This window comes from Streptomyces sp. NPDC088124 (assembly GCF_040685895.1).
Taxonomy (GTDB): domain Bacteria; phylum Actinomycetota; class Actinomycetes; order Streptomycetales; family Streptomycetaceae; genus Streptomyces.
The window spans coordinates 1-12,674 of record NZ_JBFBJB010000035.1 but is presented as its reverse complement, the minus strand read 5'-3'; the positions used below and the strand labels follow the sequence as shown (position 1 = coordinate 12,674).

Below are 12,674 nucleotides of genomic sequence, written 5' to 3'. Positions count from 1 at the left end.
GGTGCGCTCGTCCTGGCGGGGCGCAGCGGCTTTGGCACGGCGCAAGTCCTCGTCGTTAGCGTCCGGAGCACCACGTCAGGCGGACGCCGGAGCAACCCGGAGCACCTCTGGGCAAGGGGGTTCGATGACAGCCACTCAACCGTTCAGGCCACGGTCGCGGTCGGTACGCCGCGTCGTGTTGGGAGAAGGGAACGACATGGCCTTCGACACGATCGTCGTCGACTACGGGGGCGTGCTGACGAACCCGCTCGTGGAGACCTTCGCCGCTTTCGCCGAACTGGCCGGGATCGACTCGGGCGCCCTCGCCCAGGCGCTCCTGGCGTCGACTGGACGCCACGGGGAGATGCCGATGGCGGCACTGGAGACCGGCGCGATCACGGAGCGCCGGATGGTGGACCGGATCCTGGCCGAACTCCCCGAGGACGCGGGCCGCGTCCTGGCGGACGGGCGGAGCTTCGGCGAGCTGTGGTTCCGCGGCCGGCGCCCCAACGAGCCGTTCCTGGAGTTCCTGCGCGGCCTGCGCGGCGACGGGTACCGGCTCGCCCTGCTCACCAACAACGTCCGCGAGTGGGAACCGCTGTGGCGCGCCCAGTTCCCCGTCGACGAGCTCTTCGATGTCGTCGTGGACTCACACCGGGAAGGCGTACGCAAGCCCGACCCGGCCATCTACCGGATCCTGCTCGAACGGCTCGGCACCACTCCGCAGCGCTGCCTGTTCGTCGACGACACGGAGGAGAACTGCGTGGCCGCGGCGGAACTCGGCATCCGCTCGGTGCGGTTCGCCGACACCGACAGCGCCGTCCGCGAGATCTCCGCGTTGCTCGACCGCCCCCCGGCCAGGGCCGCCGAGACCGCGAGAGGTGAGCTGAATTGACCGTTCCGGTTCTGGTGGTCGGCGCCGGGCCCACCGGACTCACCGCCGCCGCCGTATTGCGGGACCTCGGCGTGCCCTGCCGCGTCGTCGACCGGCGCCCGGGTCCCGGCATCGCCCCGAAGGGGCTGGTGCTGTGGAGCGGCGCCCTGGAGTGCCTGCACCGCCTCGGCGTCGCCGAGAAGATCGCCGAGACGGCGCTGCCGCTGACCGGGGCGTCGTACTGGTCGAACGGCCGGCGTCTCGCCGGGGCGCGCTTCGGCGGGCTGACGGGTACCGCCTTCCCCGGCCCCCTGTGCGTACCGCAGCCGGTGACCGAGCGGGCGCTGCACGCCCGGCTGACGGAGCTGGGCGGCACCGTCGAGTGGGAGACCGAGGTCACGGCGGTCACCGTGAACCGTGGCGGCACCGCGGAGTCCGCGACAGTGACGCTGTGCTCGGCCCGTGGCGAGGAGACTCTCACGGTGTCCTGGCTGATCGCCGCCGACGGCGCCCGCAGCCTGGTGCGCGACAGCGTCGGCATCCCCTTCGAGGGTCACACCTTCGACCGCATGTTCCTGATCGGGGACGGCCGGCTGGAGGGGGTGCCCGCCGAGGCCGAGGTGCAGCACCACGTCGCACCGGACGGCGTACTGGTCATCGTCCCCCAGCCCGACGGCCACCGCGTCTTCTTCGACATGGAGCCGGACGGGCAGACCGAACCGCCCTCCGAGGAGTTGCTGCAGCGGCTCCTCGACGAACGCGGTCCTGGCGGGCTGCGCCTGCACGGCACCTGGTGGGCCAGCCGCTTCCTTGTGCACGCCAAGGTCGCCCCGCGGTTCCGGGAGGGCCCGGTGCTGCTTGCGGGCGACGCGGTGCACGCCCACACCACCGCGGGCGGCCAGGGACTCAACACGGGTGTCCAGGACGGCTACGACGTGGGCTGGAAACTCGCGAGCGTCGTACGAGGCACTGATCCGGCGCTGCTCGACAGCTTCGAGGCGGAACGCCGCCCGGCGTCCGTCAGGGCGGTCGCGAACGGTGATCAGCAGACCCGGATGTGGCTGCTGCGCAATCCGGCGGCGCGGCTCCTGCGGAACACGGTGCTGCGACTGCTGTCCGCCACCGGCCTGCTGGAGAAGAAGGTGATCCCCCTGCTCGCCCAGCTCGACCTGGACCACTCCGGGAGCCCGGCGGTGGCCGATCTCGACGGTGCCCCGTCCGTACCGCGCGCACTTCGGCTCGGCCGACGCGCCCCCGACCTGGCGCTCGCCCCGGTGCACGGCTCTGAGGCGGAGTCGCTCCACGCGCACCTGTCGGCCGGCCGGCACACCGTGCTGGTTCACGGCGACCTGGCTGCCGGGGAACTCGCCGCGCGAGCCGCGGCGATCGTGGGGAAGCGGGGTGCCGGGGACATCGTGCGGGTGCTGTGGATCCAGCCTGCCGGCACGGCTCCCACCGATCTCCCGCAGGACGGCACCGGGCTCGCCGTGGCGCGGGAGACGGGCGACGCGCTGGGCGGAGCCGGTGCCCCGTGGTGCGCGTATCTGCGGCCCGACGGGGTCGTCGCGGCCCGTTCGGGCCTGGCCGACCTCGACGCGCTCCTCTCCCGGCTCCCGTCCCGGCCGCCTCGCATCACCCGGTACCGGCCGTAGGGCCTTGACGAGGTTCAGCACACCGCTCGTGCTATCTCCCTGGAAGGATCGACCATGACCATCCCCATGTCCGCGTCCCCGTCCCTTTCCTCGCATGCGCCCACGCCGATCCCCATGACCGTACCCGCCTCCACCCCCGCGCCCGCGACGGCCCCCGTGTCACCCGGGAACGACCACGTGGAGCTGAGCTACGACGCGACCGTTCCACGCGCCCTGGTCCACAGAGCCTCGATAGCCGAGGTGTTCGTCACCGACTCGACCGAGACGGGCGAGGACACCTTCGTCGTCGCCGCACAGCTCCCGCGCGCCCATATGATCGGGGAGAGCTTCCCGCTCTACGACTTCAGCCTGATGGTCGAAGTGGTGCGTCAGGCCGGGGTCCTGATCGCCCACCGCCACCTGGAAGTGCAACTGGGCTCCGCGTTCATCTTCCGGAACCTGACGCTCCGTACCACCGCCTTCGCATCACTGCGGATCGGATCGCGACCCGCCAACGCGCGGATCAACGTGAGCGTGCGGACCCGGCGCAACAAGGCCGGCCGTCTGCAGGGGTTCAGCTTCACCGGGGACATCGAGGTCGACGGACAGCCCGCGATGCAGGGAGAGGGCGGGCTGCTGATCCTGTCCAAGTCCGCCTACCAGGCCATGCGCAGCAGACGGCTGTCGCCCGACCGCTCCGGCTTCCTGCTGCCGCGCTTCACGGCGGCCGAGCCCTCCCATGTGGGACGGCGGGACTCCCGGAACGTGTTCGTCACCGAGCCCGTCGCCGACGCGGGACGGTTCAGCTGCCAGTTGGTGGTGGACACCAGCCACCCGCACGTCTTCGACCATCCGCTGGACCATGTGCCGGGCCATCTGCAGATGGAGGCCGCGCGTCAGCTGGCCGTCGCCGCCGTCGCCCGGCTGCACGCCCTGGACCCCTACAGCCTGTCGGTCGCCTCCCTCACCTCCGACTTCGCCGACTACGCGGAGCTCGACCGCATCACCAGGTTGCGAGCGACCGTCGACGGATTCCGCTGGGACGAAGACCTGTGCACCTTCACCACTCCCGTCGTGGTGGAGGCCGTGCAGGAGGACACCGTCACCACGGCCATGCAGCTCGAGGTGGCGCAGTGGGTCTGAATGACTCGGACGCTGGAAACCCGGGTGAGTGTCCGGGGCTGTTCCGGCCCGCGGTGATGCTGTCCGGCCGGTGTCTCGGGGGCGGGTAGACCGATCTTGTGCCCGTGATGTCACGTTGTTCCCTGTACGAGGGCGGTGCCGGCCAGGGGCGCGCGGCGGCTGGCGTACCGGGTTCCACGGGCCCGGGGACCGCGGGTTCCTCCTCTCGGTGCCCGGCGGGGCCAGGCAGTCCGGTCGGGTGAGGTGGGCCCGCGCGATCGCTGCCGACGCGGGGCGGCGGCCCCCGGGCCGGGGGTGCGCGGCGGGTGAGCGGTACGAGTGAGCCGAGGATCGTCCCGCCCCGGCAGCTTGCCGGGGCGCCAGACTTGTGTTCGCCCGCCACGGTGACCGACCGGTTGTACCAGGTGTTCTTGCCCCTCGTGTATGTGTTCCCGGGAGTGAGGCCGAATTCGCTGGTCGGGTAGGCGGAGGTCTGGGCAGTGGCCGCGGGCGCGCCCAGGAGCGTGCATGCGGTGAGTGCGGCGGCACTGAGTACAGCGGCAAGGTGAGTGCGCGTGAGGCCCCCGGGAGTTGCGCCTGTCACGGCTGTCGGTTCAAAAACGCCTCACAGAATGATCTCCGAGCTGATTGGATCCCTCCGGAACTGACGATCCGGGAGTGTGAGGTGGCTCGACCGAAGCCGTGGGAGCACGAAGGCTCCCGACGCAAGCCCCGCCGGCTACCGGAAAAGACACCTGCCATCGCGACACACGACGGGTACGAGCAGCCGCCGGATTCCGGAGTCTCCGTCCGCGCCGCGACCGACGCCTCCCAGGCCGCCCCCGATCTCGACCGGTTCACCGAGGTGTTCGACCACACCGTCGACAACAGCCGCGGCGCCTTCGCCCCCACACACCAGTCCCTGGAAAGCGCAGCCAACTGGTGCACGAACACGGCGCCCCCAACTCCGCCGCCGCGCTGACTTCGTAGGCCATCCGCCTCGAAAGACTGATCGAGGACATCCGTATCCTGCCCGACGAGCTGACGGCCGAACTCACCACAGGAGCCCTCGTCGAAGCCCGGACACAGACAACCCTCCGGCCCCCTCCGACCGACACCAGCACATCCGTGTCGGCCGGGCTCTTCCTGTCGTGTCGGCGCGGTGCCGTCAGCGGGCGTTCGTCGTGGTCGTCTCGGGCCGCGGGACGGGCGGGGCTGATTCGGGGCCGGAGCCCGATTCGGAGTCGACCGGGTCCGGTTGGGCCAGGGAGCCGGCGACGAGGAGGATGCCCAGGATGAGCAGCAGCGGCACGCACATGGCCGCTCGGTAGGAGACGGCTGCCCCCACGGCCCCGACCAGGGGCGGACCGATCAGGAAGCCCACGTAGTTGAAGAGGTTGACGCGGGCCACGGCGGTGTCCACCGCCCCCGGCAGCCGCTGCGCACCGACGACGAAGAGCTGGGGCAGGATCACGGACAGCCCCGCGCCGAGGACGGCGAAACCGAACGCGCCGGTCAGAGGTTCCGGCGCGGCGGCGACGAGGGCGAACCCCACGGCGGAGAGCAGGGCGCCCACCCGCACCACGGCCACCGCTCCCCAGCGCTGCACCCAGCCGTCCCCGAGACTGCGGCCCAGGAGTGTGGCCGCCATGTAGAGGGCGTACGGTACGGTCGCCATCGCCTCCGAGCTGTGCAGCGTGTCCTCAAGGAACTTGGCGCTCCAGTTGCTGGCGGTGGAGTCGGCGATGACAGCCACGGTCATGATCAGGCAGAGCGGCAGCAGCGGTTTCCACGGGACGCCGCGCGGGCGAGCGGGCCGTGGGGAGGAAGGTTGCGCGGACGAAGACTCCGTGGACGGCTGTGCGGCCGGTTCGGCCGCGGCACCGCCGCCGGTCACCGTGCCGGGCCCGTCCGGCTGCCGGGTCAGTCGCGGGCCGACCGACACCGTGAACGGCAGCAGCAGGGTGACCGAACCGGCGAAGAGGACGAGCAGGGAGAGGTGCCAGTTGGCTCCGGCCCAGGCGAGCACGGCACCGAGGATGCCGCCGAGGCTGGCGGAACCGTGGAAGCCCAGCATGATGCTGCGGCCGTAGCCGCGCTGGATCCCGACGCCCGTCATGTTCAGGCTCGCCTCCATGGCGCCCACCAGCAGCCCGAAGGCGCCCAGGCAGGCCATGAGCTGCCAGACCGACTCGCCCGCCCCGACCCCGACCAGGCACAGACAGATCAGGGGCTGGAGGACGCGTACCACCACGGAGGCGGGAACCTTGCGCACCACACGCGAGACGGTGACACTGCCGACGCCGGCCAGAATCGGCACGGCGGCGAGAAACATCGGGAGCGCGGCGTCGCTGAGCCCGTACCGGTCCTGGATCGCCGGGATGCGCGTGACCAGCAGGGCGAAGACCGCCCCGTGGACGAGAAAGACCAGGAGCAGCGCGGACCGGGCCTGTCGCAGCCGTACCGGGATCTCCATGGCACCCCTTCACTGTTCGCTGCCACTCACCCGAGGGCAACTCCGGGCGCGACCATATGGGGCGACGCTGAAGCGCGGCTTAAGCGACGGGCAGGACGACGGTTCTCCGCTACGGCCCGGGCTCCGGAGGGTGCGAGGAACCGCTCGGCGGCCCGCTGACGGCCTTCTCCCCGATGTGACGGGGTGGACGGCCGAGGTGCGGAGGCCGACGTCGATGCCGCTCCTGATGGTGCGGTGCGGCGACCGCGATCCTGGGAGCACACCGGCCCGGACTCACCGCGCACGGGCGGGCCTCACATGACGCGTCGTACCTCGCTGCTCGTGAGCCCGTCCGGGTCGGCGCCGAGGCCGAGCACGATCTCGTCGCCGTCGACCGCGTCGACGGCGAAGTGGAGGGCGACGCGTGAGCAACCGGTGGACGCGAGCCAGTCGAGCAGGGGACGGGAGGAGGCACGCGGTTCGTCCGGGGAGAACGTCTGGATGCTCCACGCGGCGACGTTGGGGAAGTCACCCTCGGTCCACGCGTGCAGGCCGACGAGGGCGGCCCGGTCCGGGGACACGGTGGCGGGGAGCAGTTCCTGGATCGGCGTCGCCGTGGCCGGTGAGGGCGGCGACGGCATCGGCTCCAGCGGCGATCGCGGCGCGGGCCGTGGCGGGTGGTGCCGCTCGTCCGGGCGGCATGCCCGCGCGCGGCGGGCCGCGTCTCGCGAGCCATCCGTGCTTTGTGCTTAAGGTGACGCTCGGAGGTGGAGGATGCGAGTGGGACTGCACGCGCTCGGTATCGGTGACGGTGCCCGCCCCGAGGTGATCCGTGCGGTGGCCACAGCCGCGGAGACGCACGGCTTCGCGAGGCTGTGGTGCGGCGAGCACGTGGTGCTCGTGGACGCGCCCGCGTCTCGCTATCCCTACTCCGCAGACGGCCGGATCGCCGTGCCCGCGGACGCGGACTGGCTGGACCCGCTGCTTGCCCTGGCCTTTGCGGCGGCGGTCACCAGCCGGATCGAACTCGCCACCGGCGTACTCCTGCTCCCTGAGCACAACCCGGTCGTGGTCGCCAAACAGGCCGCCACACTCGACATGCTCTCCGCCGGGCGGTTCAGCCTCGGGGTGGGGGTCGGCTGGTCGGCCGAGGAATTCACAGCGCTCGGAGTCCCCTTCGCCAGGCGCGGGCGGCGCACCGACGATTACGTTGCGGCGATGCGCACCCTCTGGGCCGAGGACCCGGCCTCCTACACAGGGGAGTTCGCCCGCTTCGACGCGATCCGGGTCAACCCCAAACCGCTGCACGGCGGCCGGCTCCCGGTCGTGGTCGGCGGCAACAGCGACACCGCCTTGCACCGGGCGGTCACGCTCGCCGACGGCTGGTACGGCTTCGGCATCCCGGCGGCCGACGTGCCGGCACGTATCGCCGTTCTCGCCGACGAGTGCGCCCGCCGCGGTCGCGCTTTCGACGAGCTCACGGTCGCCGTAGCACTGAGCGACGGCACCCCGGACCACCTCCCCGCACTCGACACAGCGGGCGTCACCGAACTCGTCGTCGTCGGCGCTCCCCCGCCCGCTCCCGACGCGGCGGCCACCTGGGTTGCGGAACTCGCCCAGACCTGGATTCGCCCGGCGGAATAGTGAGGACCGGCCGGGACACCGGCTCGGGTCCGGGACCGCGTGGCTGATCAGTGCCGGCGTGGTGGGCAGCAACGCGGCCATGGGCAGGACAAAGGAGTCCGACACCCAGGACAGCTCCGCCGTCGTCGTGTGCAGGGCCCGTCTCCCTTACGTGATCAGTGGATTCCGGCCGTCACCCTCGGGCACGCACCGATTCACCGCCGGCCACGGGCGTGATCCGCCGGAGGAACGGCACGAGCGTCGAGATCTCTGAGGATTTGCGACACCTGCCCGACGGGCCGGCCGATCGACCGCGAGCGCGGACCCGACCCCGCCGACGCGGCCCTGCGACCGCTGCGAGTCCGGGCCCGACGAGGACGACGGCACCGGAGAGTGACCACGGTTGGGGGCGACGTGCCCGGTCGAGGCCGCGGTCCTCGCCGGGCCGCCCACGCGATGGTGCGGGCGCAAGGGTGCCGGCGCCGGCCGGAGCCGTCAGCTGCTCGGGACGGCGCTGATCAGACCCTTGCCGTTGATCTTGCGGCCCTCTTCCAGGCCGGCGATCAGGGAGACGGCACCTTCCAGGAGAACGGTTTCCCCGATGGACATGCGGATCTCTCCGGCGACGGCCCGGTCGGCGACATGGGCGAGAATCCGGGGGTCGGGCCTGCAGAAGAGGATCTTGTGTCGGCGGACGAACGCGGCGTGCGCGAACTTCGCGGGGGGTGGCGTTGATGTCGAGGTAGACGCCGGTCCTGTCCAGCAACCGCATCGCCGTCCTGACCGGCAGGGAGCCGACTGTGTCATAGACGACGTCGAACGTGCCCTGAAGCTCCCCCTGACCGGCTGGGTCGACGGTGGTGTAGTCGTAGACCCGGTCGACGCCGAGGTCGTGGGCGCGTGGCATCGAGGCGGGACCGCTGGTTCCGATGACGGTGGCGCCGAGGGACTTGGCGAGTTGGACGACTGCCTCGCCGACACCGCCGGTCGCTCCGTTGACGAAGACCCGCTGACCTGTCCGGAGGCGGGCACGGTCGATGAGCCCGGCCGCGGCCATGACCGCCGGAGTGGCCAGCGCGGCGGCCTGCTCGAATGACAGACCGCCGGGCTTGACGGCCAGGTGGGAAGCGGGGACGCCCCCGCCCGACAGCCTGACCAGGATGGCTCGGGGCGCAAGATCACTTGCCGGCAGCGGTCTACGTCGGCCGGGGTGGCTCTCGTCCGGGAGGACCACAGCCATACCGGCGGTGTTTCCCGGTCCTTGGAGAGGCGCTCGACTTTGAGGCGGACCAGGGAGCCTTCGACGATGGGAAGTTCACCGTCGTGCTCCAGCCAGGCGCCGGTCCCGGACGGCCGCCCGGAAGCAGGAACCGCCGTCCCGCATCCCGCTACGACGTCGGCAGGACCGTCAAACGCCCCGAGACCCTCAAGGCCATCGGCAGGCCAGGTAGATCCTGGTATATGCCGACTCTGCGACGCCCGAGGGTAAGGATCAAGCTCACCAGACGATGACACCGCCGCCCTCGGCTTTGGCTCGCACGGAAGCGGCAACGATGTTGTTGAAGCATCCGGTGACGTACTCCGCGCCGTAACCGCTGACTTCACCAAGGTGATCGAGGTACGGGCGTATCGCTTCGCACTCGGCCAGGAAGTCGTCGATCTCCCCCGGCTCGACCTTGAGGTTGTCGCCGTCGAGCCGGGGAAAGAAGCGAGCCCCCAGCGCCCGAACCGCTTCAGAGCCCCACAGCTTGCTGCGCGATCTCTCGAATCCGGCCATGGTCTTGCTGTAGTCGTCGTCGGGATCTTCCAGAAGGGTCCACTCGCCGTTGGCTCCGTATACGTAGGTATCCGCATTGAGGCTCATGCGCTGATTCTCCGGAGCAAGACCGTGCCGCGTCGACTGGATTGCAGGTGCGCGACAGCGCCACGGCTGTCCCACAGGGCAGCTGCTTCGGGACTCTGGTGGCTCTGCATCATGTCCGAAGACAAAGAACAAGGTCAGTGCCTGTTCCTCAACCCCGAGTGTGCCGTTTGCGTCACCAGGAGGCGTCACGCGGTGACATCTCCTGAACGCGACCGTCGGCGCCATGCCCGTGGTATTTACCGCGACAGGCCGTGGGGTGGTGCGGATGCCAGTCGTGCCGCTGGTGGTAGTGGTGCGTGCCGAGGGCAGGCTTCGAAAGCCTGGATCACCAGCCCTGCGAAGCGTCGGGCGGCCTTGACCTGGGTGGCGGTCGATGTGGCGTGGATTCCCTTGTTGGCCATGAGTATGAGAATCAGGTCGTCCAGGACGAAGTCGGACCGCAGGTTCCCAGCTTCCTTGGCTCGCTGTGCCAGTTCGGCGACTGCTTTCACCGTGTACTCACGGCCTGCGGCGACATCCTTCACCCCCGGGTAGGTCGACAGGAAGGCTTCGGTGAAGCCCCGATCGCGGGCGTGCAGCTCACAGATCTTCTCGATCACCAGGCACAGGCCGCGCCACGGATCAGGATCTGCGCACCCCTCGTCGACAATGGCGCGGCATGCCTGCAGCTGGTCCGCGAAGGCATCGGCGACCAGCGTCTGCTTGGTCGGAAAGTGACGGTACAAGGTGGCAGGTCCCACCCCGGCACGCCGCGCGACCTCACGCATCGGCACGTCCAGGCCATCGGTGGAGAACAGCGCTCGGGCTGCGTCGAGGATGCGTTCGCGATTGTCCAGCGCGTCGGAACGCAACGTATGAGGCAAACGGTCGGTCACCACTCTCACTTTACCTAAGCGGACGGGGGCGTCCGTTACCGTCCGAGCCGTAGAAGCTCTCGCGCTTGAGCAGTCCGAAGACCTGGAGACCACATTGAAGGCAATCTCGATCAAGACGTTCGGAAGTCCTGACGGTCTGGCTGTTGTCGACCTGCCGGTACCCGCACCTGCTGCCGGGCAGGTGCTGATCGCCACCGAGACGGTGGGCGTCGGTGGTGTCGACACCCTGATCCGAAGCGGGGCTCTGGCCGCCTACGGCTTCAAGGAGGGCCACATCCCGGGTGGCGAGGTGGCGGGCACCGTGACCGCGGTCGGTGACGGGGTCGACGTGTCGTGGATCGGCCGGCGAGTGTGGGGCTTCACCGGCACCGGCGGAGGCTACGTCGAACAGGCCGTCGCGCCGGTCGAGCAGATTCTCCCCCTGCCCGACTGCCTGTCGGCCGCCGCCGCGGTGACGCTCGGCAGCGCCGGTGCGGTGGCCCACTTCGGGCTTGGTCACGCCCATTTCGCTCCCGGCGAGACGGTCTTGGTGCGTGGCGCGGCCGGCGGTATCGGGATCATGGCAGTGCAGCTCGCGGCTCGCGGTGGTGCCGCCGCGGTGGCGGTCACGACATCGTCATCGGAGCGCGGCGAGCGGCTGCGCCGTCTCGGCGCCACCCACGTGCTGGACCGCTCCGGTGGCGGAGGGGACGCGGCTCCCGCCGGCTATGACGTCATCATCGACGTTGTGGCCGGTGAGGACATGCCGTCGTTCTTCGACCGGCTCAACCCGAACGGCCGCATGGTGGCCGTGGGCGCTGTCGCAGGTCAGCCGCCCGCGGACTTCGGCACGAAGATCATGGCGGCGTTCCAGAAGTCGATGTCCTTCGCCGCTTTCAGCGCAGCTACCGTCACTTCAGCCGACCTGAGCGCCGTACGCAGCAAGCAGTTCGCAGCAGCCGGCCGTGGCGAGATCGAAGCGGTGGTGCACGAGCTGCTGCCGTTGGACGAAGCTGTGCTGGCACACCAGAAGATGGACGCCGGTGAAGTATTCGGCAGGATCGTGCTGACCCCGTAGCCCCGCGCTCGCTCCGTCATGATCACATCCCGGCCCGGCGCGGCGCCTGGTTGCCGCACGCTCTGAGCTTGTCGTCGTTAAACGTCGCGTTCCGAAATACGACTTGCACTTGGTCGCTCTGCTGGACGTTCGCCGGACATGTGGACGGTCCCTGCTTGATCCTGTGCCTTGACCAAGCGCGCACGTGGCTGATCAAACTGTTCGCATCAGGCCATTGGAGACGGGCGATCCTCAGCGACGACCTCCTCGTCGTCACCCAGGCCATCGCCGAATTCCACCACCGCTTCCCGATGCAGGCACCCCTGCGAGGCACCAGCCGCACCTGGCTCAGCACAAGCGGTGAACCGCCGACCACGGCTTCACCTTCGGCGATGTCCGCCCCACCTTCACCGGTAACGAGCTCTGCTCGGGCAGTGCCTGGCTGCACAGCGTCAACTTGACGAGCATCGGCGAGTCCTACCACCCGACGGACGCCGGCCAGTCGGGCGGCTATCTGCCCGTGTTCAGGGACGCCACCTGATGAGGGGCGCCGCCTGATTCAAGGACGCGGCCCGCTCGCCCCGTTCGAGACAAGTGCGTTGGCCGAGAGGGAAGGGGAGGCCCCATTCGTCGGGTCCCCCTTCCCGCACATCACCGAGAGGGGCACCGAGTTGGACTCGGTCCACACCGGTTCGTGGACCTCGGCATTGATCTCCCCGTTGAACGTGCGTTCGGCGGACTCGGTCGTCGCGCTGACGAAGTCCTGCTTGGATCTTCCCGCCTCCGGCCGGGAACGACAGCGTCTTCGTTCGGCCCGCGTGTCCTGCAGCAGCACCGGGGCGTCGTCCGCGGCGGTCAGGTCGACGGGGAAGGCATGTGCGCGCTGGGCACGCAGCGCGGCGGCCTTCCGCTCCGCCGCTTTTGCGATACCCGGGTCCATGCGGAACGGCGGCGCGGCCTGGCGGTGCGCCGCGATCGCGCGGCGCCAGCCGTCCGGAGGCGTCCGGCGCTCCCCCGGCGCGGCGGGTGCGGTCGGCTGCGGGCCGGGGCGGCAGCTGTCCCGGTGGGGCCGGCTCTCACTGGCGCGGCCAACGAGCGAGTGCAGGGCGCGGACGTTCGCGCCTCGATCCGCCCCGGCGCCTCGGCCCTGATCTGCTCGATCAGACCGGGCACCTTCTTGGCCTGCTCCACGGCGAGATCGGCGGTGCCGGCCGC

Annotated in this window: 11 protein-coding genes and 4 pseudogenes; 8 read left to right on the top strand and 7 right to left on the bottom strand. The window is 70.4% G+C overall.

Annotated features, from left to right (window positions below; translation table 11 throughout):
• Positions 1–196 precede the first annotated feature (196 nt).
• The 4 genes from AB0P17_RS26775 to AB0P17_RS26760 all read left to right on the top strand — a co-directional run bounded on the left by AB0P17_RS26775 (position 197) and on the right by AB0P17_RS26760 (position 4,588).
• A complete protein-coding gene (locus AB0P17_RS26775; RefSeq protein WP_365814478.1) occupies positions 197–874 on the top strand; it encodes an HAD family phosphatase in 678 nt (225 codons plus the stop codon).
• Entirely contained in the window at positions 871–2,505 is a 1,635-nt protein-coding gene (locus AB0P17_RS26770; protein WP_365814477.1) for an FAD-dependent monooxygenase, read from the top strand. The genes AB0P17_RS26775 and AB0P17_RS26770 overlap by 4 nt, the downstream gene beginning before the upstream one ends.
• A 54-nt stretch (positions 2,506–2,559) precedes the next feature.
• On the top strand, positions 2,560–3,627 hold the full coding sequence (locus tag AB0P17_RS26765) for a ScbA/BarX family gamma-butyrolactone biosynthesis protein (RefSeq protein WP_365814476.1): 1,068 nt from the start codon (positions 2,560–2,562) through the stop codon (positions 3,625–3,627).
• A 664-nt stretch (positions 3,628–4,291) separates the two neighbouring features.
• Complete coding sequence (locus AB0P17_RS26760; protein WP_365814475.1) at positions 4,292–4,588, top strand: hypothetical protein; 297 nt, start codon at positions 4,292–4,294, stop codon at positions 4,586–4,588.
• A 186-nt stretch (positions 4,589–4,774) separates the two neighbouring features.
• Here AB0P17_RS26760 and AB0P17_RS26755 read toward each other — a convergent pair whose 3' ends face one another.
• Positions 4,775–6,082, bottom strand: a complete 1,308-nt coding sequence (locus AB0P17_RS26755; RefSeq protein ID WP_365814474.1) for an MFS transporter — start codon at positions 6,080–6,082, stop codon at positions 4,775–4,777.
• Between the two features lie 293 nt (positions 6,083–6,375).
• Positions 6,376–6,702, bottom strand: coding sequence for a hypothetical protein (locus AB0P17_RS26750; protein ID WP_365814473.1), 327 nt, complete (start codon positions 6,700–6,702; stop codon positions 6,376–6,378).
• 133 nt (positions 6,703–6,835) lie between these two features.
• Between AB0P17_RS26750 and AB0P17_RS26745 the strand changes: the two genes are divergently transcribed.
• Positions 6,836–7,705, top strand: coding sequence for an LLM class F420-dependent oxidoreductase (locus AB0P17_RS26745; protein WP_365814472.1), 870 nt, complete (start codon positions 6,836–6,838; stop codon positions 7,703–7,705).
• Between the two features lie 784 nt (positions 7,706–8,489).
• Here AB0P17_RS26745 and AB0P17_RS26740 read toward each other — a convergent pair.
• Positions 8,490–8,741 (bottom strand): annotated as a pseudogene (locus AB0P17_RS26740) (zinc-binding dehydrogenase); the annotation flags it as partial.
• A gap of 134 nt (positions 8,742–8,875) precedes the next feature.
• Positions 8,876–9,022 (bottom strand): annotated as a pseudogene (locus tag AB0P17_RS26735) (transposase); the annotation flags it as partial.
• On the opposite strand from AB0P17_RS26735, the pseudogene AB0P17_RS26730 reads away from it, so the two are divergent.
• Positions 9,008–9,196 (top strand): annotated as a pseudogene (locus AB0P17_RS26730) (hypothetical protein); the annotation flags it as partial. The pseudogenes AB0P17_RS26735 and AB0P17_RS26730 overlap by 15 nt on opposite strands.
• Here the strand turns inward: AB0P17_RS26730 and AB0P17_RS26725 are convergent.
• Together AB0P17_RS26725 and AB0P17_RS26720 are read right to left on the bottom strand one after the other, a co-directional pair.
• Positions 9,183–9,548, bottom strand: coding sequence for a hypothetical protein (locus AB0P17_RS26725; protein ID WP_365814471.1), 366 nt, complete (start codon positions 9,546–9,548; stop codon positions 9,183–9,185). The pseudogene AB0P17_RS26730 and the gene AB0P17_RS26725 overlap by 14 nt on opposite strands.
• A gap of 236 nt (positions 9,549–9,784) precedes the next feature.
• Complete coding sequence (locus AB0P17_RS26720; protein WP_365814470.1) at positions 9,785–10,423, bottom strand: helix-turn-helix domain-containing protein; 639 nt, start codon at positions 10,421–10,423, stop codon at positions 9,785–9,787.
• A 94-nt stretch (positions 10,424–10,517) separates the two neighbouring features.
• Between AB0P17_RS26720 and AB0P17_RS26715 the strand changes: the two genes are divergently transcribed.
• Positions 10,518–11,480 (top strand): zinc-binding dehydrogenase, encoded by a 963-nt coding sequence (locus AB0P17_RS26715; RefSeq protein WP_365814469.1) that lies wholly within the window; start codon positions 10,518–10,520, stop codon positions 11,478–11,480.
• Between the two features lie 352 nt (positions 11,481–11,832).
• Positions 11,833–12,000 (top strand): annotated as a pseudogene (locus tag AB0P17_RS26710) (lipase); the annotation flags it as partial.
• 18 nt (positions 12,001–12,018) lie between these two features.
• On the opposite strand, the gene AB0P17_RS26705 reads toward AB0P17_RS26710, so the two are convergent.
• On the bottom strand, positions 12,019–12,399 hold the full coding sequence (locus AB0P17_RS26705; RefSeq protein WP_365814554.1) for a hypothetical protein: 381 nt from the start codon (positions 12,397–12,399) through the stop codon (positions 12,019–12,021).
• Positions 12,400–12,674: the final 275 nt, after the last annotated feature.